We start from the raw sequence: 21462 nt of genomic DNA on the forward strand, positions 1-21462 counted from the left end.
GACCCCATTTATTCGCGCTCAACCTCGGCGCTGCGGCAAGCCCAACATCCAACACTGAACCTCCGAAGCAATCGCCCCGCCAGTGGCGGCGGTTCCGGATCACACCGGAGCGCTGCAACTGGCGGGGCGATGTCACAGGCGACCCGAAGACCGTTGCAACTGAGGTGCCTCAATGAGGCTGTGTCATCACAGCGAGTTCAGGAACACCAGCATCGCCTCACGGTCGTCCTTGCTCAGCGCCTCGAAGCGCTGGCGGCTCTTGGTGGCTTCGCCGCCGTGCCACAGGATGGCCTCGGTCAGCGTGCGGGCGCGGCTGTCATGCAGGTAGCCGACCTTGCCTGCGGTGCCGGCCACCTTCTCGGTGTAGCCCACGCCCCACAGCGCCGAGGTGCGCCACAGGCTGCCGGTTGCCTGGCCTTCGACCAGGTTGTCGGCCAGGTCCGGGCCCATGTCGTGCAGCAGCATGTCGGTGTAGGGTTTGATGGTCTGGTTGCGGTTCTCGGCCAGTTCGGAGAGGCCGCCGGTCTTGATCTCGGCGGTGTGGCAGGCCACGCAGCGGGTGCTGGCAAACAGCTGGGCGCCGGCGGCCACCTGCGTCGGGTTCACGTCCAGGTAGGACAGCGGCATGACGCCCTTGGGGAAGCCGCTGGCCTGGCTGCGCTGCGCGGGTACGCCCAGCAGGCCGAGGTAGCGGGTGAGCAGTTGCAGCGCGTCTTCGCTGATGCCGGGTTCGACCTTGGCGGTGGTGCAGTTCGCCGGGCCCGCCAGGCAGTCGCGGTTCGGGTAGACCGGCGAGGTGACTGACATGTCCTGCAGTGCCGCGGCTGCGGCCTGGTGGCGCAGGCTGACCTTGGCGGCCTTCCAGCCGTAGCGGCCCACGCGCACGGCCTTGGTCTCGGGGTCGTAGACGAAGTTGGCCACGCCCTTCACGCCGTCTTCGTCCGGCGTGCTGCGCACGCGCGAAAGGATCTCGGCATCGGTGATGGCTTCCAGCAGGCCCATGCCGATCATCGGCTGTGCGCTGCGCAGCGAATACACGCTGGGCGTCGGGCCGTCGAAGGCGACCCTGGGCTTGCTCAGTTCCACGGCGGTGCCGTCGGCCAGCGTCACGGTTTTGGTGTCGAAGCCGGCCACGCGCACGCTGGTGCCCCAGTCCTGCGGCAGGCCGGTGCTCAGCGAGCGGCCGTTCATCTGCACGTTCAGGCCATAGGTCGGGTGCGGCAGCTGGTTGCCGTTGCCGTCCAGCGTCGCGGTGCGCACGGCCATCGTGTCCAGCCGCTGGTTCAGCGCGCTGGGTGCGAGGCTGCGGCCGTTGTTGATGTGGCAGCCGAAGCAGGTCGACTGGTTGAAGCGTGGGCCCTGCAGGCGCACGGCCGCTTCGTTACGGTCGTTGCCGGCTTCGGTGTGGTCGCCGGTCCACATGTTGGTGTGGATCCAGCGCCGGCCTTCGACAAAGCGCTGCATGTTCTGCATGCCGATCTGGTTGTTCGGCTGCTGGAACATGAACGTGGCGTTGTCGGCGTAGTCATACGAGATCGAGCCAATGCCGCCTTGCAGTGCCTCGGCCGGCAGCGGCGCGTTCATCAGCCGCGGCTGGATGCCGTACCAGGGCCGCAGCCCGCTGCCCACCACGTAGGTGACCTCGTTGGTGTAGTAGCGGTAGGCGCCGCTGTCGCCCACGGCGTCCATCGCGGCGCGGCTGGAGAAGAACGAGCCTGTGAACTCGATCGCATCGCCCACCTTCAGCGCACGCGAAGGAACGTTCACGCCGTTCGGGACCATCACACCATTGGCATTCGCCGCGATGTCGCTGTGGCCGGGCACGTTGTCCAGCACCACGCTGCAGCCGTCGTTGGCGCCGATCACGCCGTTGTAGCCGCTGGTCGGCTTGGCCAGCGCGTTCTGCGGTGGCTTGGCGATCACCGGGCAGGAGGTCAGGTCCTTGAAGCCGTCCGTGTAGGTGGTGTCGTCCAGCAGGTCGCCGGGGGACATCCAGCCATAGCCGGTGACGCCCGGGTCGTCGAAGCGGCGGAAGAAGGAATGGCCGCCGCCGCGCTGGGCTTCCTGGTAGTACTGGTTGACGACGATGGTCGGCTTGGTGACGCCAACCACCTTGCTGTTGTCGATGAACTCCACGCCCCAGGTGCGGTTCTTGAAGTAGTTGGCAACGAAGTTCAGGTGCGCGCCGGGGCCCTTGTCCTGCGGCTTGCCGTTGGCGTCCACCGTGTCGTTGACGCCGTAGCCGATCTCGTTCCAGTCCTCGCCACGCTCGCGGGCGTGGCGCGAACGGCCAACCATGCCGAAGCGCGTGACCAGCGTGCCGTCGGCCAATGTGAACTGCACCGTCTCCAGCGGCGCCTGCGCGGCGGGCGGGGCGGCGAGTGCCGCGCCGTTGGCCGGGAACAGCACGGCCGAGGTGGCCAGCACCGGCAGCGAGTTGTCGCTGCCAGGGGACATGAAGCTCACCTCGTACAGCGAATACCCGTACTGCGTGCCGCGGGCCACGCCCTGCAGGCGCAGGTAGCGCACGTTGGCATTCAGGTTGAAGAACTCTTCGTTGCCGCCCTTGCCGCCGATCACGTAGCGGATCTGGTACCAGGTCACGCCGTCGTCCGAGCCCTGGATTGCATACTCCTTGCCGTAGGCGTTCTCCCAGGACAGTTTCAGGTAGCCCAGCGGCGTCTTGGCGCCGAAATCGAACTGGATCCAGGCCGCATCCTCCTGCGCGCTGGACCAGCGCGTCGTCATGCTGCCGTCGATCGCCAGCGCCGCGCTGTTGCCACCTTCGACCGCCGAAGAAGTGGCGGTCACCGGGTTCACCGCCACGCCAGGCTTGCTCAGGTCAAAGCCGGTGGGCAACTGCTGTGACGGTGGCGGCGCCGGCACGCCGGGCTGGTCGCCGCTGGGCATGGGCGCGGGCGCTGGGCTGGGCGCGGGCTCCAGCACCGGGTCTTCCGGCGTTGGGGTGGGCGCCGGAGCCGGTGAGGGCGGCGCCGGCTCGTTGGCGGTGGGCGGACTGCCGACGGTGTCCGTTCCACCCCCACTCCCACCACCGCAGGCAGCAAGCCCCAGTGCAGCGCTGAACATCAGGCCCAGCGTGAGCGAGGAGCGCAGCGGAGATGGTGACGGCGGTTGAGGGGTGGGGCAGGGGGTCGGCGTGGGCAAGGGGGAACCGGGACTGCGCATGGCGTTCGCTCTGACTTGGTCTTGTGGAATGGACGCGATGCGTCACATGCCCTCGTCGAAAAGGGCCTGCGGCGCGTCGCTGCCTCGATGGGGCCTTGAACTGCAAGAAAAACGCCAGTGGAACCGGTTGGGATCGTGGTTTAGCGCGCCGTAACATCCATGCGGAACGTCCCATGCAATGGTTCTCCTGGGAAACTGCATTCGGCGCAAGTGCTGACTCGCCAACATGTAACCTTCTTGGCCGGGTCTGCGAGGTGACCATCCTGGTCAGGGGGCACACGCAGATGGACCGACTTTGTCGCAGCCTGCTTGGGCGTGATGGGTCGGGCGTCTACCATGGTTGCCTGCCGCCCGGTTTCCGGGGCGGTCCAACCTGGAGCCCGTGATGTCGTCGAACGCCGCCGCTGCCGATCTGGCCAGCTACCTGCATGTGTCTGATCGCGAAGACGCCTGGTCCGGCGGCGCTCGTCTGATCCCCGTGACCACGCCCAGCGGGACCTTCAAGGTCTGGACCAAGCGGGTGGGCCACAACCCGCAACTCAAGCTGCTGCTCTTACACGGCGGCCCGGGTGCCACCCACGAGTATTTCGAGGCCTTCGACAGCTTCCTGCCGGAGGCCGGCATCGAGTATTACTACTACGACCAGCTGGGTTCACACCGCAGCGACCAGCCCACCGACCCCGCGCTGTGGGACACCGCCCGTTTTGTCGATGAAGTCGAACAGGTGCGCCAGGCCCTGGGCCTGGACGCCAGCAACTTCGTGCTGCTGGGCCATTCCTGGGGTGGTGTGCTGGCCATCGAATACGCGCTGGCCCATCAGCAGCACCTGAAGGGCCTGGTGATCTCCAACATGATGGCCAGCTTCCCGGCCTACAACGACTATGCCCGCAAGGTGCTGATGCCGCAGATCGACCCGGCTGTGCTGGCCGAGATCCAGGCGCTGGAGGCGGCGCAGGACTATGCGAACCCGCGCTACATGGGTCTGCTGATGGCGCATCACTATGTGTTCCACATCCTGCGCCGCCCGGCCGAGGCATGGCCCGATCCGGTCAACCGCGCGTTTGCGCACATCAACCAGTCGGTCTACATCCCCATGCAAGGCCCCAGCGAGCTGGGCGCCAGCGGCAAGCTGGTTGAATGGGACCGCTTTGATGACCTCCAGCGCATCCAGGTGCCCACCCTGACCATCGGCAGCGCGTACGACACCATGGACCCGGCGCATGTCGAGGCCATGGCGCAGCAGCTTCCTCGGGGCGAGTACCTGCATTGCCCCGAAGGCAGCCACATGGCGATGTACGACGATCAGCTGACCTACATGCGCGGCCTGATCGCCTTCCTGCACCGGCTGCAGGCGCAGGGCTGAAAGAAGCTCCAAACTGGGCGCCCCATCCTGCGGGGCCAGCGCCGGGCCGCTCCCAAGCGGCCCCGCAACCCGCCCGGCGGGTGGCTTCGCGTACCCGCGAAGCCGGGTGCGCTAGTTCAAGGGAAAGTGGCAGGCGACCTGGCGGCCGCCGCTGAGGCCTTGCAACATCGGGCGCTCGGTGCGGCAGCGTTCGGTGGCCGCCGGGCAACGCGGGTGGAAGCGGCAGCCTGGGGGCGGGTTCAGCGGGCTGGGTGGGTCGCCCTGCAGCAGGATGCGCGGGCGCCGCGCCGCGCCTGAGACCCGGGGCACCGGCACCGACGAGATCAGCGCTGCCGTGTAGGGGTGGGCCGGCTGGGCGTAGAGCGCGTCGGTGGGGCCGATCTCGACGATGCTGCCCAGGTACATCACGGCGGTGCGACTGGAAACCTGGCGCACCACGCTCAGGTCATGGGCGATGAAGAGATAGGTCAGCCCCAGGCGTTCCTGCAGGTCGGCCAGCAGGTTGATGACCTGGGCCTGGACGGACACGTCCAGCGCGGAGACGGGTTCGTCCGCCACGACCAGCCGCGGGTTCAGCGCCAGCGCGCGGGCAATGCCGATGCGCTGGCGCTGGCCGCCGGAGAACTCGTGCGGGAAGCGCTGCAACTGCTCGGGCCGCAGGCCCACCAGCTCGGCCAGTTCCCGTACCCGCGCCTGCACCTCGCCCGCGCTGCGACTGCCCTGCGGCCCGGGGTGCACCCGCAGCGGCTCGGCGATCAGGTCACCCACGCGGCGGCGCGGGTTCAGCGAGGTGCTGGGGTCCTGGAACACCATCTGCAGCCGGGGCCGCAGCGGGCGCAGGGCGGCGCTGCCCAGGTGGGTGATGTCCCGGCCCTCGAAGCGCAGCGCCCCCGCCGTGATCCCATGCAGCCGCACCAGGCAGCGGGCCAGCGTGGATTTGCCACAGCCCGATTCACCGACCAGGCCCAGGGTCTCGCCGGGCCAGACCTGGAACGACACGTCATCCACGGCCTGCACCGTCTGGCGCCCGGCGCGGGACAGCGCCGAGCCCACGCTGAACTGCTTGCGCAGGTGCAGGGCCTCCAGGAGGGGCACTGCGGCTGCGGGGGAGGTGTCGGGCATCAGGCGTCCAGCGAAGAGGTGCAGCGCTCGCGTGCAGGGGCACGTTCGTCGGCCGGGAGCAGGCAGGCGGCGGCGTGCGCGCGCGGCGCCAACGGGCCCGGTGCACCCGCCTGCAGCAGGGGCCGCTGCTGGGTGCAGGCTGCATGGGCAGCCGCGCAGCGCGGCGCAAAAGCGCAGCCCGGCGGCAGGGCCGACAAGGCCGGTGGCAGGCCGGCAATGGCCGGCAGGCGGCGCGGGCGCGGGCCATCCAGCGGCGGAATCGAGCCCAGCAGGCCCCAGGTGTAGGGGTGCCAGGGCGTGTCGAACAGCTCAGCCGCGCTGCCTTGTTCCACCACCCGGCCGGCATACATCACCATCACCCGGTCGGCTGTTTCGGCCACCACGCCCATGTCGTGCGTGACCAGCAGCACCGCCGAGCCGAACTGCTCGCGTAGCCGGTGGATCAGGCCCAGGATCTGTGCCTGCACCGTCACGTCCAGCGCGGTGGTGGGCTCGTCGGCGATCAGCACGGCAGGGTTGCAGCTCAAGGCCATGGCGATCACCGCGCGCTGGCGCATGCCGCCGGAAAGCTCGTGCGGGTAGCGCTCGAACTGCTGCGCCGGGCTGGGCATGCCCACGGCGGCCAGCAGCTCGATGGCGCGGGCTCGCGCCGCGGCCTGCGAAAGATCGGTGTGCGCGCGCAGCTGCTCGACGATCTGCCAGCCCACGCGCCAGACCGGCGTCAGCGCGGTCATCGGGTCCTGGAACACGTAGGCGATCTCGCGGCCCCGCACCGACTGCAGCTCGCCTGCGGACAGGCCGATCAGCTCGCGCCCGCGAAAGCGCACCGAACCTTCGATCTCCACGTTCGGGTTGTCGATCAGCCCCAGCAGGCTCATCAGCGTGACCGACTTGCCCGAGCCGGACTCGCCCACCACGCCCAGGATCTCGCCGGCCGAGAGCTCGAAGGAGACGCCGTCCACCGCGCGCACCCGGCCTTGCGCGGACCGGAAGCTCACGCGCAGGTCGCGCACGGACAGCAGCGGTTCAAGGCTGGGCTCAGGCATCGCGCACCCGCGGGTCGATGAAGGCATAGGCCACGTCCACCAGCGCATTGGCCGCGACGACGAAGAAGGAGGCGTACATCACCGTGGCCATGATCACCGGCAGGTCCAGGGTCTGCAGCGAGTCGTAGGTCAGCTTGCCGATGCCGGGCAGGCCGAACACGACCTCGGTCAGCAGCGCGCCGCCGCCCACCAGCGCGCCGAAGTCCAGCCCGAAGAGCGTGACCACGCTGATCAGCGAGGTACGCAGCGCATGTGCCAGCAGCACCCGGCGCGGGCTCAGGCCCTTGGCGCGGGCGGTGCGGATGTAGTCCTCCTGCCCGGCCTCGATCAGCGCCGCGCGCAGCACCCGGCCGTACAAGCCCATGTAGAGCACCGAGAGCGTCAGGCAGGGAAAGACCAGGCACAGCAGCCAGCCCAGCGGGCTTTGGCTGAAGGGCACGTAGCCCAGCGGCGGCACCCAGCTGAACAGCCAGGTGTCATGCCAGCGGCTCTGGGTGACGAGGTTGACCACCGAGCCCAGCCAGTAGACCGGCATGGAGATGCCGACCAGGCCCAGCACCATCAGCAGCTTGTCGGGCCAGCGGCCGCGGTGGGCCGCCGCGACCAGGCCCATCAGCACGCTGCCCAGCAGCCACAGCAGCGCCGCGCCGCCCACCAGCGACAAGGTGACCGGCATGGCCGCCGCGATCTCGGGCAGCACCTGTTCGCCGCGGTTGACGAAGGAGGTCAGCTCGCCGGTGATGAACAGCCGCTTCATCAGCAGCCCGTATTGCACGGCCATGGGCTGGTCGAAGCCGAAGTCGTGCCGCACGGCGGCCAGCGTCTCGGGCGAGGCATTGCGCCCGGCAATGCGCGCCGAGGGGTCGGCGCCCGGCGTGGCGAAGAAGATCGCGAAGGTCAGGATGCTGATGCCCGCCATCACGAACAGCATCTGGCCCAGGCGCCGCAGGATGGCCAGTGTCATGCCCCGCCCCCTTTGACCCTGAAGGTGGCCCGTGGGTCCAGCGCGTCACGCAGCGCGTCGCCCAGCAGGTTCAGCGCCACGACGGTGATCACGATGGCAACGCCGGGCGCCAGCGCCACCATGGGTCGTGTGTAGAGCAGCGAGAGCCCGTCCTGGATGATGGTGCCCCAGCTCGCGTTGGGCGCCTGCACGCCGATGGACAGGAAGGACAGCGCGGACTCGGTCAGCATGTTGAGCGCCATCATCAGCGGCACGAAGACGATCAGCGTGGTGGCCACATTGGGCAGGATGTCCACCCGCAGGATGCGGTGCGTGGGCACGCCCAGGCCGATGGCCGCATGCACGAAATCGCTGCGGCGCAGCGCCAGGGCTTGCGCCCGCACCGGGCGGGCCACATACGGCAGGTAGACCAGGCCGATGATCAGCGCCGGCAGCCACAGGCTGTCAGCCTCGATGCGCAGCGGCCCCAGGTGCAGCCCGCTGCCGATGGTGACGATGGACAAGGAGATCGCCAGCAGGTAGACCGGAAAGGCCCACAGCACATCCAGCACCCGCGAAAGCAGCCAGTCCACCACGCCGCCGAAATAGCCTGCCACGATGCCCAGCAGGGCGCCCAGCGACAGGCTCAGCAGCGTGGCCCCGCAGGCAATCAGCAGCGAGGCGCGGCCGCCGTAGAGCAGGCGCGCGGCCACGTCGCGGCCCTGGTTGTCTGCCCCCAGCAGGTAGGCACTGGGCTGCCAGGTCGGGCCGATGGGCGTCTGGCCCAGCCCCAGGCCTTCGGTGGACGCCTCGATCACATCGCGCAGCTGGCCGTCCAGCATGACCTGGCCGCTGATGTTGGAGCGAAACGGATCGGCATGCGCCATGCGCTCGGCATAGAGCGGCGCGGCCGCGCAAGCCAGCAGCACCAGCAGCAGCAAGGCGCCGGCCACCAGCGCGCTGCGGTCGGCCAGCAGACGTGCGAGCGCCACCCGCCACAAGCCCGGCGTCATCCCGCCGGCGGGCACATCCGCTTGCATTCGCCGTACCGCCTTCAGCGCACCCAGGCCTGGTTCCAGAGGAAGTAGAACTGCCCGCTGAACTGGTAGCCCCCCACGCGCTTGGAGACGAAGTCCAGCTGCTTGGGGTTGAACATCACCGCCACCGGAGCCAGGTCGGTCACCTTGCGGTCGATGGCGGCCCACAGCTTGGCGGCGGCGGCCGGGTCGGTCACGCCCACACTCATGGCCTTGTTCAAGTCGGCGTCCAGGCCTTTGTCGCACAGGCCGGAGATGTTGATGGACGCATCGCTGCCCTCATGGAAGCTGCCGCAGGAGAACAGCACGTTGAGGAAGTTCGAGGGCGCCGGATAGTCCTGATACCAGTTGCTGTACGAGATCTGCACCTTGTTCTGCGTGTTCTGGATGTAGGTGAACTCCACCCCTAGCGCCAGCACCTTCAGCGAGGCCTGGTAACCCAGGTCGTTGAGCACGCTGAGCACATAGGTGCCGATCTGCTTGCCGACGGCGGTGTCCTCGGTCAGCAAGGTCACCTTCTGGCCGGCGGTGCCGGAGGCTTTGACCAGGTCCTTGGCGCGCGCCAGGTCGGGTGCGGTCCACTTGCTGCCGGGGTTCTTCGTGTAAGGACAGTAGGCTTCGTAGCCGGCGAACTGCGGCGGCAGCACCTGGCAGCTGGCGGTGGCCAGGTTGCTGCCGCCGTAGATCTTGACCAGCGCGTTGCGGTCGATGGCCAGGTTCACGGCCTGGCGCGCCTGCAGGTTGTTGAAGGGCGCGATGCGGGTGTTCATCGGCAGGTAGAACATGGCCGTCAGCGGCGACACGTGCAGCTGCTTGGCGTATTTGCTGCTCAGCTCGCCCAGGCGGTCGGCCGGCAGCGGGTTGAACATCCAGTCGCCCTGGCCGTTGGCAATGGCGGTGACCTGGTCTTCATCGTTCAGGCCGAAGTCGTAGTCCACCTCGTCCACGTAGCCGTCGGGCTGGGCCTCGTCGCTCCAGGGCTTGAACTGCGGGTTGCGCAACAGCTTGAGCTGCTTCTTCGGGTCGTAGCTGACGATCTTGTAGGCCCCGGTGCCGGGCAGCGGGTTCACGCCCACGTCCTTGGCGGGCGCATCGGCCGGCACGATGAAGGCGTGCGGCACGGCCAGCTTGTAGAAGATCTCGGCGTCCGGCGCCACCAGATTGAGCGTGACGGTGCCGGCCTTGGCATCGGCCACCACGCCGCCGGCCAGCGTGCAGCTGGCGGGGGTCTTCAGGCAGGCATCGGCACCGACGATGCCGTTGTAGAAGCTGCCTGCCGTGGGTCCGGAGACCTTGAAGATGCGGCGAAACGAGGCGGCCACGTCATTGGCCGTCAGCTCGCGCCCATCGGAGAACTTGATGCCCCGGCGCAGCTTGAAGACATAGCGCTTGCCGCCGTTCTCGGGCGCCGGCAGGGCCTCGGCCAGATCCGGCACGATGGTGAAGGCCTGCGCGTCAGGCGCTTTCTTGAAGGCCACCAGGCCGTCATACACGCCCTGGAAAATCTGCGCGAACTGCAGCGTGTAGTTGATGTGCGGGTCGATGGTGCCGGCGCCGGCGGTGGACATCAGCCGCAGCTTGCCGCCCCGGTGCGGGTCGTTCGGGCCGGGGCTGCCGGCCCAGGCCATGCCCAGCGGCAGGGCTGCCAGCAGCACCAAGGTGGATCGGATCCGGGGGGAATTCTTGTAGATCGTCATGAACAACGGGGTGCAAGGCGGTACAACGGTGCCAGCTGGCGAGTCTGGGTGTGAATTCGGCGGTGCAATGGCTCGCCGCCAGTGACATCAGCAATTTGCATACCGTGCCGGTCGCTCGCCTGCGGCGACACTGGCAGGTCCTCGCCGTCAGCACGCCAAGTCTGGCGTGCTGCCTGTCATCATGTCTGGCCGAATGCCGAAGGGAATCCGTTCTTGTCCTTGTTCGCCCGTTTCGAAGCCCTTGTCGACCCCTTTCCCGCCGCCGAGCCTGAGCGCCCGCCTGCGGGTTTCTGGCCTTTCCTGTGGGCTGCCACCGAAGGCACGCGGCCCTACATCGCAGGCATGACGCTGTTCACTGCCTTGATCGGCGTGTTCGAGGCCTGGTTGTTTGCGATGCTGGGCCGGCTGGTGGACTGGCTCTCGGCCATTCCGCCGTCCCAGCTGTGGGCGCGCGAGGGTGGGAATTTGCTGGCGGTGGCCGCGGTGCTGGTGGGCAGCGGCCTGGCGGTTGCCTTGCAGACCATGTTCAAGCACCAGGCGCTGGCCGGCAATTTCCCGATGCGCCTGCGCTGGAACTTCCACCGCCTGATGCTGGGCCAGAGCATGGCCTTCTACCAGGACGAGTTCGCCGGCCGCATTGCCGCGAAGGTGATGCAGACGGCGCTCGCCGCGCGCGATGTATGGATGACACTTTGCGACATCCTGGTCTTCATCATCATCTACTTCGTCACGCTGATGGCGGTGGTCGGTGGCTTCGACCACTGGATGCTGGTGCCGCTGGGCGTCTGGCTGGGGCTGTACCTGATCGCGATGCGCTTCTTCGTGCCGCGGCTCGCGAAGGTCGGCCAAAGCCAGGCCGACGCGCGCTCGCTGATGACCGGCCGCATCACAGATGCGTACACCAACATCGCCACCGTCAAGCTGTTTGCGCACGACAAGCGCGAGGCCGCGCATGCCCGCGGCGCGATGCAGGAATTCCTGGGCACGGTGCACGCGCAGATGCGCCTGGTCAGCTGGTTCGAGATCGTCATCCACATGCTCAGCGTGCTGCTGATCCTGGGCGTGGCCGGCGTTGCACTCTGGCGCTGGACGGACAGCGCGGTCGGCGTGGGCGCGGTCGCCGCCGCCACCGCGATGGCGCTGCGGCTCAACGGCATTTCGCACTGGATCATGTGGGAGATGGCCGCGCTGTTCGAGCACGTCGGCACGGTGCAGGACGGCATTGGCACGCTGGCCCGCGCGCGGCGTGTGGTGGACGCGCCTGAAGCCAAGCCACTGCAGGTGCATGCCGGCGAAGTCCGCTTCGAGGACGTGAGCTTCCACTACGGCGAGGCCACTGCGGGCAAGCCGGTGGTGGACCGGCTGAACCTCACCATCCGCCCTGGTGAGAAGATCGGCCTGGTGGGCCGCTCCGGCGCCGGCAAGAGCACCGTGCTGAGCCTGCTGCTGCGCTTCCATGACGTGCAGCAGGGCCGCGTGCTGATCGACGGCCAGGACATCGCCCACGTCACGCAGGACAGCCTGCGCGCCCAGGTCGGCATGGTAACGCAGGACACCTCGCTGCTGCACCGCTCGGTGCGCGAGAACATCCTCTACGGCCGGCCCGATGCCGGTGACGACGCGATGCGCGCCGCTGCCCAGCGTGCCGAGGCCGAGTCCTTCATCGCCACGCTGACGGACCCCAAGGGCCGCCACGGCTACGACGCGCAGGTCGGCGAGCGTGGGGTGAAGCTCTCCGGCGGCCAGCGCCAGCGCATTGCCATTGCCCGCGTGATGCTGAAGGATGCGCCGGTGCTGTTGCTGGACGAAGCCACCAGCGCGTTGGACAGCGAGGTCGAAGTCGCCATCCAGCAAAGCCTGTACAAGCTGATGGAAGGCAAGACGGTCGTCGCCATCGCGCACCGCCTGTCCACCATCGCCGCGATGGACCGCCTCATCGTGATGGACGCCGGCCGCGTGGTCGAGGAAGGCAGCCACCAGGCGCTGCTGCTCAAGGGCGGGCTGTATGCGCGGCTGTGGGCCCACCAGAGCGGCGGCTTCCTGGGCGAGACCGATGAGGACGCGGTCGCGGCCGCCTGAAGAATCCGCGCCTCGCGGTGCCACTGTCCCTCTAACGTGCCGGCTTGCTTCTAGGGGCATCACCAGCTTTGACGTTGTCCGCTTCGCGTGCCGCTGGTAGCTTCGGTGGGCTGTGCGGCGCCCGCCGCTGGCCAACGAATGCAGGGGGACCGCATGGGATCGCAGTGGCAGGGGCAGGGGCAGTGGCGGAGGCAATGGGCGTGGGCCGCGGGCGCGCGCACGCTGGTCTTGTGGGCAGGGTTGGCGCTGGCGACCGGCGCGGCAATGGCGCAGCAGCATGCGGTGCCGCGGCTGTCGGCTGCTTCGCCGTTTGCAGCACCCGGCGGCACGCTGGTGCTGCAGGTCACCGGCTCGCCGGGTGCGCTGGTTCGCATCGTCACCTCGCCACAGGCGGCCGAGCAGAACCTCGGCGCGGCCGGCATCCAGTTCTACAAGGCCGGCACGCAGACGACCGTGGCCGCCGGCAGCATTCCCGCCGGCGGCAGCTTCAGCGCCACGCTGAGCATCCCGGCCAATGCGGCGCCGGGCAGCATCGTCTATGCGCAGGCGCTGTCGCAGCTGGGCGGGCAAAGCCTGCTGAGCAACGGCCTGGCCTACCGCGTGCAGGCCGCGCCGCCCAGCGGCGCGCGCAAGACCTCGGCCATCGCCGTGACGCCTGACGGCACGCGTGCCTACGTGGCCGACAAGCTCAGCGGCGTCATCACCGTGCTGAACGCGGTCAACGACACCAAGCTCGCCGACCTGCCGATCACCTCGGCCGTGGGCACCACGCCGCACCGGCCCATCCGCATCGCGGTGGACCCGGAAGGCCGGCATGCCTTCATCGCCAACACCACCGCGTCCACGCTGTCGGTCATCCACACGGCCACCGGCTCGGTCGCCGCGCAGATCCCGGTGCCGCGCGGCAGCCGCGGCATCGGCTTCGACTTCCGCAACGGCACGCGGCGCATCTACCTGGCCAACGAAACGCAGGGCGCGGTGCTGGTGTTCAAGGAGGCGCCGCTGGGTGTGTTCACCGCGCAGCCCGCCATCCCGCTGCGCAGTGCCGCGCCCGGCCCGCTGCTGGTGTTGCCGGACGGCAAGCTGGCCGTCGGCGCGCGCACCGACAACGTAATCGAGATCCTGGACCCGGCCGCACCCGCTGGCGCCACCACGGTCGCCATCACCGCCATTTCCGGCGCGCCGCACGAGCTGGCCTGGAGCGGCAGCGACATCCTGATCCCCACCTTCGTGGTCTTCAGCCAGGCCCGCGTGCCCGGCTTCAACCGCGTGCTGCGCATGGACCCGGCCACCTACCAGGTTACCGGCTACCTGCTGGACAACGTCGGCACCGACTACCGCAGCATTGCCGTGCGGCCCACGACCTTGCCCGGCCAGCCGCTCATCGCCGTGAACGGCAGCGGCACCGGCACCACGCTGATCGTCGACGGCAACACCGGCGCCACGCTCGCCAACCTGGTGCTCAGCACCAGCTACCCCGACGCCACGCCGCAGGACCTGGCCATCGTCAACAACCCGGCCACCAAGCTCCCGTCCAAGCTCTACGTGGTGGACCTGTTCCGCGAAACCGTGCGGCCCATCCTGCTCACCGGCAGCCCGCTGTACAAGCTGCGGCCAGAAATCCCGCTCGCCTGGTCCGGCCAGGTGCGCGTGCCCGGTACCGGCGTGCTGTCGGCCGCAGACGAAGGCGAATGGATGTTCCGCAACGTGGTTGCGCTGGGCGGCACCGCCACCGCGCCCAACTCCGTCACCTGCAACAGCTGCCACATGGACGGCGCGTCCGACAACTCCAGCCTGCACGTGGTCGAGGCACCGGGGCTGCAGTCGCTCCAGGCTGCACGCAAGCCGGCCGGCCACGGCACGATGGCGAAGGCCGTGAACCCCTCGGCCGATGTGCCCATCGGCGTGCCCATCCAGGTCCCGGCGCCCTGGGGCGCGGTCGAAACGGCGCCGTTCTTCTGGGACGGCTCGGTGCCCACCATCCAGCGCCTGGTCGCCGGCGCCCAGGCCCTGCACAACCATACCGGCCAGCCGCCCCCTTCAGGCGCCACGACGGCTCTGCTGAACTTCCTCACCGGCCACCTGCCACCTGCCAGCATCTACCTGAACCAGGACGGCAGCATGACCGCCGACCAGCAGGCCGGCAAAGCCATCTTCGAAGGCAGCGCCCGCTGCACCCAGTGCCACGCCGGCAGCACCTTCATCCCGCCGGCGGGCAGCCCGCTCACCATCCCCGACGGCATCGGCACCACCCTCGTCCCCGCGAACGTCCCCAGCCTGCGCGGTGCCTGGGCGACGGCGCCCTACCTGAGCCAGGGCCAGGCCAAGACGTTGATGGATGTGCTGACGATGAACCCGAACGACGCGCACGGGCAGGCGGCGGCGCCCTTGACGGATGCGGAGCGCAAGCAACTCGTCGAGTATTTGAAGGTCTTGTAGGGCACAGATTTCCATGAACACATGGCTCGTTCTGCTGCTGGTGGGCATGCTGGTTGGCCATGCGGCATGGGTCACCCGCATCGTGCTTGGCAATTCAGCGCTTGAGCGACAGCAGAAGCTGGCGCAGTGCCTGCTGGTCTGGCTGCTGCCACCACTGAGCGCCTTGGCTGTGCACCTGATCAATTGGGGCCTGGCGCGAGAACCTGGCGGCCGTGGTGTTGTATCCAGCGTCGAGCCGCAGATGGATCAGGGCGTTTCCCCTCCCGTCCTGGACTGATGGACAAAACGTGCCAGCCACCAAGCCCAAGGGCGCACACACCTCGCCCGCAGATGCCACGGCCGCTGTCGATGCGTTCATGGCATCGCTCGTGCACCCGCACAAGGCCGTGATCGAATCCCTGCGGGTGCTGATGCTGGCGCTGGACCCGTTGGTGCAGGAAGGCGTGAAGTGGAATGCTCCGAGCTTTCGCACCACCGAGTATTTCGCCACGACGAATCTGCGGGCGAAGGCCGGCATCGGCGTGATCCTTCACCTCGGCGCGAAGGTGCGTGACCTACCGCCCGGCGGCGTGCAGATCGCCGACCCGGCGGGCTTGGTGAAATGGCTCGGCGAGGACCGCGCGATGGTCGAGTTCGCGGATGCGCAAGCCTTCGACGAGGCGAAGCCGGCGTTTCAGGCGATCTTGCGGCGGTGGCTCCAGTTCGTCTGAACGGCTTTGCGGCGGCCGGGCCAGCTTCCCGAGATTGCCGATGAGCCTGTGAATGCCAGTCAGGTCGCGCTGCGCGGCACAACAGGTTTGATTTTCAGGCGCTGGGCGTTGCGCGCCAGGACTTCATCGAGCGTCACGATGTGCTTCGCACCCGCAGCCTCGGCGCAGGCCAGGTGGAGTGCATCGCCGGCGCGCAGCGCGCTCGCGGCATCCAGCACCAGTTCTGCCGCGCGATGGAAGTGTGCCGGCGCTACAGGCAGCAGCCCGAGGTCAGCCGCCACCATGCGCTCGAAACGAGCCCAGGCGGCCTTGGCCTGTGGCGCGTCAATGGCGCCAGTGCGCTGCTTGATGCCAAGGGCACTGGCGAATTCGGGAATGCACCAAGCAGCCGCCACCAGTTCGTCTTTTTCGCCCGAATACCAGGCAGCTGCAGCGGCGCTGTGCTGCTCGTTCACGAACAGCGGCACGAGCACGCTGGTGTCGACGTAAACCACCTCAGTACCGGGCGTCGCTGCGAACTTCTTCCATCACGGATTCGCTCGTCGGCATTTCGTTGCGCGCTTCGGCCAGCTCGCGGGCAAACGCCTTGCGGTCCCATTGCGCCGGCCGAATGGACAGGGTGCCATCCACGGTGAACTGCGCCTCGACGGTCGCACCTTCGCGCAGGCCGAGCCGGCGCACGACCTCAGACGGAATTCTCAGTGCCAGGCTGTTGCCCCACCTCGCGACTTGCAGGTCCATGATGTATATCCTTATGTGGATCTACATCGTACGTGCTCGACGCGTGCTGTCAAGCAGTGGCATGCACGCCAGGGGTCATGTCAAGCGTAGCTGCGCGCGTCCTCGATCACCTTGCCGTCGTTCGCCAGACTGCCCACCGGCAGCAACTGCACCTCGCAGCGCAGCCGGGTGACTTCGCGCACGGTCTCGGCCACTTGCCGGGCCAGGCCTTCGTTGGCGGGCTCGGCGCACTCAGCCTGCAGCGTCATCTGGTCCTGCGCCATCTGGCCGCTGACGACCAGGCGCAGGCGGCCCAGTGACGGATGGCGGCGGCCGACTTCTGCCACCTGGCTGGGGTGCACGAACATGCCGCGGACCTTGGCGGTCTGGTCGGCGCGGCCCAGCCAGCCGCGGATGCGGGTGTTGCTGCGGCCGGTGGGGCAGCGGCCGGGCAGCACGGCGGAGAGGTCGCCAGTGCCGAAGCGGATCAGCGGGTAGTCCGGGTTCAGCGTGGTGACCACGACCTCGCCGACCTCGCCTTCGGGCACCGGGTCGCCGGTGCCGGGGCGCACGATCTCGACGATCACCGCTTCGTCCAGCACCAGGCCTTCGCGGGCCGGGGTCTCGAAGGCGATCAGGCCCAGGTCGGCCGTGGCGTAGCACTGGTAGGCGGCCACGCCGCGCTCGGCCAGCCAGTCGCGCAGCGAGGGCGGGCAGGCTTCGCCGGAGACCAGCGCCTTGCGCAGCGAGGCGAGGGACACGCCGGTCTCGGCTGCCTTGTCCAGCAGGATCTTCAGGAAGCTGGGCGTGCCGATGTAGCCCTGCGGCTTCAGCTCGGCCGCGGCCTGCAGCTGCAGCTCGGTGTTGCCCACGCCGCCGGCAAAGGTGGCGCAGCCGATGGCGTGCGCGCCGGTTTCCATCATCGAGCCGGCAGGCGTGAGGTGGTAGCTGAAGCTGCAGTGCGCCAGGTCGCCGGCACGAAAGCCGGCGGCCCAGATCGCACGGGCCATGCGCCAGTAGTCCGGCGCGGTGCCCTCGGGCTCGTAGATGGGGCCGGGCGACTGGAACACGCGGCGCGCGCCATGTGCCACCGGCTGCCCCGTCCAGCCGACGGCCGAGAAGCCGCCAAACGGCTCGCCACCGGCCGCGCGGCTGGCCTGCTGGCGCGCCAGCAGCTCGTGTTTGCGCGTGACGGGCAGCGTGGCCAGCGCGGCGCGGGAACACACCGCGGCGGCGTCCACGCCTTGCAGCGTTTCGGCCATCGCCCGGCTGCGCCGCTGCGCGCTGTCCACCGCGCCGGGCAGTGCGGCCATCAGCCTGGCTTCGCGCTGCGCCGGGTCGCGGGCCTCCAGCAGGTCGTAGAACGAGGTCAGGCTCACCGTGTCACTCCTTGCCGTCCCAGCCGGCCGCCTGGCGCTTCAGGGCGGCCAGCCAGTCCCGCACCGCTGCCGCGTTGCCCAGCGTGCGACTTTGCCATTCAGGGCTGTGCGACGGGCGCTTGACCCAGCGCACCTGCAAGCCGCCTTCGGCCAGGCTCAGCTCGGCCACCGGCTTGCCCTTGAACTGGTAGCGCAGCGGCGCGCCGCCGGCCTGCTCCTGCAGCTTCAGGTCGCGCAGGCCACGGCGCAGCGTCTGCAACGCTTCGTCGGGCTTGAAGGCGGGCAGGGCCCAGCCGGACAGATCGTCGTCACTCATCGCGGCTCCTCATGCCAGCCATCTTTTACGGCGCTTGTAGCTCTTCGCGTCGCGGAAGTTCTTGCGCTCGCCGCCTTCCTCGCGCCCCATGCCCAGGTAGAACTCCTGCACGTCCTCGTTTTCGCGCAGCTCGGCCGCGGCGCCGTCCATCACCACGCGGCCGTTTTCGAGGATGTAGCCGTGGTCCGCGTAGCGCAGCGCGATGTGGGTGTTCTGCTCGGCGAGCAGGAAGGTCACGCGCTCCTTGCGGTTCAGGTCCTGCACGATCTGGAAGACCTCTTCCACGATCTGCGGCGCCAGGCCCATGGACGGCTCATCCAGCAGCACCATCTTCGGGTTGGCCATCAGTGCGCGGCCGATCGCGCACATCTGCTGCTCGCCACCCGAGGTGTAGGCGGCCTGGCTGCTGCGGCGGGTCTTCAGCCGCGGGAAGTAGGCGTAGACCTTCTCCAGCGTCTCGGCGACCGCGGCCTTGCCGTCCTTGCGCGCATAGGCCCCCGTGAGCAGGTTGTCTTCAATGGTGAGGTGCGCAAAGCAGTGCCGGCCTTCCATGACCTGCACCACGCCCCGCTGCACCAGCTGGGCCGGGCTGAGCTTTTCGATGCGCTCGCCGCGCAGCTCGATGCGGCCCTTGGTGACCTCGCCGCGCTCGCCCGCCAGCAGGTTGGAGACGGCGCGCAGCGTGGTCGTCTTGCCCGCGCCGTTGCCGCCCAGCAAGGCCACCACCGATCCTTCAGGCACCTGAAGCGACACGCCCTTCAGCACCAGGATCACGTGGTGGTAGATCACCTCGATGCCGTTGACGTCCAGCAGTGCGGGCGGCAACGCGGCCTTCGGCGTGGCCGCCAACGGTGGGGCCGATTCAGCAATCGCTTCCATGGTGGCCGGCTCCCTCGGTTCAGCTGCAGCTGCGTGGCTTGAGGTTCTTGTCTTTGGCGTACTTGGCCGCGGCTTCCTTGACCATCGGATCGATGTGCGTCTTGTCGGACTGGTACCAGTCGGAGGCCAGGTTCCATTTCGCGCCGTCCCACTGGACGATGCGGGCCCAGTCGGTGCCCATGTGGTTGCTGCAGCTGGTCTGCACCGGCCGCATCACTTCACCAAAGCCCAGAGCCTTCAGCTTGTCGGCCGTGAGGTTCAGGTTCTCGAAGCCCCAGCGCACCTGCTCGGGCGTCATGACCTTGCCCTTGCCGTATTTCTCCTGCGCCGCGCGAATGGCCTCGACCTGCAGCATCGCGATCATCATGCCGCGGGTGTGGGCCAGCGCGCCGATCTCGGTCGCCGCGCCCGTGCCCTGGCCCTTGTCGTAGACGAACTTCTTCAGGTCCTCGTGCACCCGGTCGCGGGCCGAGCTGTTGTGCAGCGTGATCGCGTTGTAGCCCTTGGCGCCGGCGCCAATGTCCTTCACGTCATGGTCCGAACCGGCCCACCAGATCGCGTACATCTTCTCGCGCGGAAAGCCGCTGGCCTGGGCCTCGCGGATGCCGGCCGGCGTCATCACGCCGGCGGACCAGAACAGCACGTAGTCCGGCCGCGCCTGGCGGATCTGCAGCCAGACGGATTTCTGCTCCACGCCGGGCGGCGTGACCGGGTAGAGCTGCACCTCGAAGCCCTCGGCGGCTGAGCGCCGCTGCAGCAGCGCGATGGGCTCCTTCCCGTAGGGGCTGTCGTGATAGACCAGCGCGATCTTCTTGCCCTTCAGGCTGCCGCCTTCCTTCTTGGCAATGTCCTGCAGCATCACGTCGGCCGCTGTCCAGTAGGTGCCCAGCAGCGGGAAGTTCCACTCGAACACGCTGCCGTCGGCCGAGGCCGAGAGGCCATAGCCCGGCGTCTCGACGACGACCTTGTCGACAAAGGCCTTGTCGGTCACCGCGAAGGTGATGCCGGTGGACTGGGTGTCGAAGCCGCTCGCGCCGCCGCCCTTGGTCTTCAGGCGTTCGTAGCACTCCACGCCCTTGGCCGCGTCATAGGCCGTCTCGCATTCCTCGAAGGCCAGCTTCACGCCGTTGACGCCGCCGTCGCGGGCATTGATCAGCTTCAGGTAGTCCTGCTTGCCGTCGCCCCAGGGAATGCCCAGCGGCGCGAACTGGCCGGTGCGGTAGACCAGCAGCGGGATGAACTGCTCATTGGCTGCCTGGGCCTGCACGGCCAGCGGAACGGTGGCCGAAGCCAGCGCGGCCGCGGCCAACAGCGTGGTGCGAACCAGGGAAGTGAAGCGCATGTGTTTGTCTCCTAGGTGATGCACTCTGTGCGGTGCGTGACTTCAATCAAGCGAGCGCCGTGGATCCGGCTTCGCCGGGCCACTGGCGCTGCCCCTTGAGGGGCCGCCGAAGGCGGTAGGGGTGGTTCATGTCAATGCGGGAAGGGCCAGAGGCGAAGTTTTTGCCGGGCCGTGGACCACAGCTTGGCCAGGCCGTGTGGCTCGACGATCAGGAAGAACACGATCAGCGCGCCGAAGATCATGTGTTCCAGCTGCGAGGCCGTGCCGGTGGAAATCGGCAGACCCAGCCAATGCGGCAAGTGGTTCAGCAGGAGCGGCAGCAGCACGATGAAGGCCGCGCCGAGGAAGCTGCCGGCGATCGAGCCCAGCCCGCCGATGATGATCATGAACAGCAGCTGGAAGGACTTGTCGATGCCGAACGCCGCGGGCTCCCAAGCGCCCAGGTGCACAAAGGCCCACAGCGCGCCGGCCACGCCGACGATGAAGCTGCTGACCGCAAACGCGCTGAGCTTGGCATAGACCGGGCGGATGCCGATCACGGCTGCCGCCACGTCCATGTCGCGCATGGCCATCCATTCGCGGCCAATGGCACCACGCACCAGGTTCTTGGCCGCCAGCGCCAGCACGGCCACCAGCGTCAGGCACAAGAGGTACTTCTGGACCGGGCTGCTCACGTCGAAGCCGAAGACCTGCAGCGGGCCGACGCTGACCGAGCCCGAAGGCGAGTCGTTCGTGACCCACTTGACCCGGTTGGTGAACCAGTCGATGAAGAACTGTGCCGCCAGCGTGGCCACCGCCAGGTACAGCCCGCGGATGCGCAGGCTGGGCAGGCCGAACAGCACGCCGCAGACGGTGGCCGCCAGCCCGCCGCCGATCAGCGACAGGATCAGCGGCATGCCCTCGATGCGCACCTGCAGGTTGAACGCGGCATACGCGCCCACCGCCATGAAGGCGCCGGTGCCCAGCGAGATCTGGCCGCAGTAGCCCACCAGCACGTTCAGCCCGATGGCGGCCAGCGACAGGATCAGGAACGGGATCAGCACCGCGCGGAAGGTGTAGTCGCTGGCCAGCCAGGGCACGGCGACAAAGGCGATGGCCACCAGCGCCCACATGGCCCAGCGGTCCTGCGCGATGGGGAACAGCGCCAGGTCCGCCGCGTACGAGGTCTTGAACTGGCCGTTTTCACGATAGAGCATGTGATGGC

The 21462-nt window shown here is 68.4% G+C and carries 18 protein-coding genes; 5 read left to right on the plus strand and 13 right to left on the minus strand.

Annotated elements, in window-relative coordinates; genetic code table 11:
• Window positions 1-186: 186 nt before the first annotated feature.
• Window positions 187-3165 carry a di-heme oxidoredictase family protein gene (locus LRH25_RS03505; RefSeq protein ID WP_310742405.1) on the minus strand — a complete coding sequence of 993 codons (2979 nt, stop codon included), beginning with the start codon at window positions 3163-3165 and terminating at the stop codon, window positions 187-189.
• A gap of 406 nt (window positions 3166-3571) precedes the next feature.
• On the opposite strand from LRH25_RS03505, the gene LRH25_RS03510 reads away from it, so the two are divergent.
• Window positions 3572-4549, plus strand: a complete 978-nt coding sequence (locus LRH25_RS03510) for a proline iminopeptidase-family hydrolase (protein ID WP_141291762.1) — start codon at window positions 3572-3574, stop codon at window positions 4547-4549.
• A 111-nt stretch (window positions 4550-4660) separates the two neighbouring features.
• Here the strand turns inward: LRH25_RS03510 and LRH25_RS03515 are convergent, their stop codons facing one another.
• The 5 genes from LRH25_RS03515 to LRH25_RS03535 are packed head-to-tail and all read right to left on the minus strand — an operon-like array spanning window position 4661 to window position 10394.
• The gene (locus LRH25_RS03515; RefSeq protein WP_231010177.1) at window positions 4661-5671 is read right to left on the minus strand and encodes an ABC transporter ATP-binding protein; all 1011 of its coding nucleotides are present in this window, start codon (window positions 5669-5671) and stop codon (window positions 4661-4663) included.
• Entirely contained in the window at window positions 5671-6717 is a 1047-nt protein-coding gene (locus LRH25_RS03520) for an ABC transporter ATP-binding protein (protein ID WP_231010178.1), read from the minus strand. The genes LRH25_RS03515 and LRH25_RS03520 overlap by 1 nt, the downstream gene beginning before the upstream one ends.
• Window positions 6710-7681, minus strand: a complete 972-nt coding sequence (locus LRH25_RS03525; protein ID WP_141288586.1) for an ABC transporter permease — start codon at window positions 7679-7681, stop codon at window positions 6710-6712. The genes LRH25_RS03520 and LRH25_RS03525 overlap by 8 nt, the downstream gene beginning before the upstream one ends.
• The gene (locus LRH25_RS03530; RefSeq protein ID WP_141288585.1) at window positions 7678-8700 is read right to left on the minus strand and encodes an ABC transporter permease; all 1023 of its coding nucleotides are present in this window, start codon (window positions 8698-8700) and stop codon (window positions 7678-7680) included. The genes LRH25_RS03525 and LRH25_RS03530 overlap by 4 nt, the downstream gene beginning before the upstream one ends.
• 14 nt (window positions 8701-8714) lie before the next feature.
• On the minus strand, window positions 8715-10394 hold the full coding sequence (locus tag LRH25_RS03535; RefSeq protein ID WP_141288584.1) for an ABC transporter substrate-binding protein: 1680 nt from the start codon (window positions 10392-10394) through the stop codon (window positions 8715-8717).
• A gap of 219 nt (window positions 10395-10613) precedes the next feature.
• On the opposite strand from LRH25_RS03535, the gene LRH25_RS03540 reads away from it, so the two are divergent.
• From LRH25_RS03540 to LRH25_RS03555, 4 genes are all read left to right on the plus strand, one after another.
• A complete protein-coding gene (locus tag LRH25_RS03540) occupies window positions 10614-12473 on the plus strand; it encodes an ABC transporter ATP-binding protein (protein WP_141288588.1) in 1860 nt (619 codons plus the stop codon).
• A 153-nt stretch (window positions 12474-12626) separates the two neighbouring features.
• Window positions 12627-14912, plus strand: a complete 2286-nt coding sequence (locus tag LRH25_RS03545; protein WP_231010179.1) for a beta-propeller fold lactonase family protein — start codon at window positions 12627-12629, stop codon at window positions 14910-14912.
• A 13-nt stretch (window positions 14913-14925) separates the two neighbouring features.
• Window positions 14926-15189 (plus strand): hypothetical protein, encoded by a 264-nt coding sequence (locus LRH25_RS03550; protein ID WP_141290532.1) that lies wholly within the window; start codon window positions 14926-14928, stop codon window positions 15187-15189.
• Window positions 15190-15199: 10 nt separating this feature from the next.
• Window positions 15200-15622 (plus strand): DUF1801 domain-containing protein, encoded by a 423-nt coding sequence (locus tag LRH25_RS03555; RefSeq protein WP_211361582.1) that lies wholly within the window; start codon window positions 15200-15202, stop codon window positions 15620-15622.
• A 59-nt stretch (window positions 15623-15681) separates the two neighbouring features.
• Here the strand turns inward: LRH25_RS03555 and LRH25_RS03560 are convergent, their stop codons facing one another.
• The 7 genes from LRH25_RS03560 to LRH25_RS03590 all read right to left on the minus strand — a co-directional run bounded on the left by LRH25_RS03560 (window position 15682) and on the right by LRH25_RS03590 (window position 21454).
• Entirely contained in the window at window positions 15682-16116 is a 435-nt protein-coding gene (locus tag LRH25_RS03560) for a type II toxin-antitoxin system VapC family toxin (protein ID WP_141290530.1), read from the minus strand.
• Window position 16117: 1 nt separating this feature from the next.
• Window positions 16118-16363, minus strand: coding sequence for an AbrB/MazE/SpoVT family DNA-binding domain-containing protein (locus LRH25_RS03565; protein ID WP_211361581.1), 246 nt, complete (start codon window positions 16361-16363; stop codon window positions 16118-16120).
• A gap of 80 nt (window positions 16364-16443) precedes the next feature.
• Window positions 16444-17715, minus strand: a complete 1272-nt coding sequence (locus tag LRH25_RS03570) for a phenylacetate--CoA ligase family protein (protein WP_231010263.1) — start codon at window positions 17713-17715, stop codon at window positions 16444-16446.
• Between the two features lie 10 nt (window positions 17716-17725).
• Window positions 17726-18037 carry a hypothetical protein gene (locus LRH25_RS03575; protein ID WP_141287729.1) on the minus strand — a complete coding sequence of 104 codons (312 nt, stop codon included), beginning with the start codon at window positions 18035-18037 and terminating at the stop codon, window positions 17726-17728.
• A gap of 9 nt (window positions 18038-18046) precedes the next feature.
• Entirely contained in the window at window positions 18047-18916 is an 870-nt protein-coding gene (locus tag LRH25_RS03580) for an ABC transporter ATP-binding protein (RefSeq protein ID WP_141287730.1), read from the minus strand.
• 19 nt (window positions 18917-18935) lie between these two features.
• A complete protein-coding gene (locus LRH25_RS03585; RefSeq protein ID WP_141287731.1) occupies window positions 18936-20258 on the minus strand; it encodes an ABC transporter substrate-binding protein in 1323 nt (440 codons plus the stop codon).
• A gap of 131 nt (window positions 20259-20389) precedes the next feature.
• On the minus strand, window positions 20390-21454 hold the full coding sequence (locus LRH25_RS03590) for a branched-chain amino acid ABC transporter permease (protein WP_141287732.1): 1065 nt from the start codon (window positions 21452-21454) through the stop codon (window positions 20390-20392).
• Window positions 21455-21462: the final 8 nt, after the last annotated feature.

The organism is Ideonella azotifigens (assembly GCF_021043325.1).
Taxonomy (GTDB): domain Bacteria; phylum Pseudomonadota; class Gammaproteobacteria; order Burkholderiales; family Burkholderiaceae_C; genus Ideonella; species Ideonella azotifigens.

What these genes read in the sequence shown, in the direction of transcription:
- LRH25_RS03510 (WP_141291762.1), top strand. Translation starts at nt 3,572, where the DNA reads ATGTCGTCGAACGCCGCCGCTGCCGATCTGGCCAGCTACCTGCATGTG.
- LRH25_RS03515 (WP_231010177.1), bottom strand. Translation starts at nt 5,671, where the DNA reads ATGCCCGACACCTCCCCCGCAGCCGCAGTGCCCCTCCTGGAGGCCCTG.
- LRH25_RS03520 (WP_231010178.1), bottom strand. Translation starts at nt 6,717, where the DNA reads ATGCCTGAGCCCAGCCTTGAACCGCTGCTGTCCGTGCGCGACCTGCGC.
- LRH25_RS03525 (WP_141288586.1), bottom strand. Translation starts at nt 7,681, where the DNA reads ATGACACTGGCCATCCTGCGGCGCCTGGGCCAGATGCTGTTCGTGATG.
- LRH25_RS03530 (WP_141288585.1), bottom strand. Translation starts at nt 8,700, where the DNA reads ATGCAAGCGGATGTGCCCGCCGGCGGGATGACGCCGGGCTTGTGGCGG.
- LRH25_RS03535 (WP_141288584.1), bottom strand. Translation starts at nt 10,394, where the DNA reads ATGACGATCTACAAGAATTCCCCCCGGATCCGATCCACCTTGGTGCTG.
- LRH25_RS03545 (WP_231010179.1), top strand. Translation starts at nt 12,627, where the DNA reads ATGGGATCGCAGTGGCAGGGGCAGGGGCAGTGGCGGAGGCAATGGGCG.
- LRH25_RS03550 (WP_141290532.1), top strand. Translation starts at nt 14,926, where the DNA reads ATGAACACATGGCTCGTTCTGCTGCTGGTGGGCATGCTGGTTGGCCAT.
- LRH25_RS03565 (WP_211361581.1), bottom strand. Translation starts at nt 16,363, where the DNA reads ATGGACCTGCAAGTCGCGAGGTGGGGCAACAGCCTGGCACTGAGAATT.
- LRH25_RS03575 (WP_141287729.1), bottom strand. Translation starts at nt 18,037, where the DNA reads ATGAGTGACGACGATCTGTCCGGCTGGGCCCTGCCCGCCTTCAAGCCC.
- LRH25_RS03580 (WP_141287730.1), bottom strand. Translation starts at nt 18,916, where the DNA reads ATGGAAGCGATTGCTGAATCGGCCCCACCGTTGGCGGCCACGCCGAAG.
- LRH25_RS03585 (WP_141287731.1), bottom strand. Translation starts at nt 20,258, where the DNA reads ATGCGCTTCACTTCCCTGGTTCGCACCACGCTGTTGGCCGCGGCCGCG.
- LRH25_RS03590 (WP_141287732.1), bottom strand. Translation starts at nt 21,454, where the DNA reads ATGCTCTATCGTGAAAACGGCCAGTTCAAGACCTCGTACGCGGCGGAC.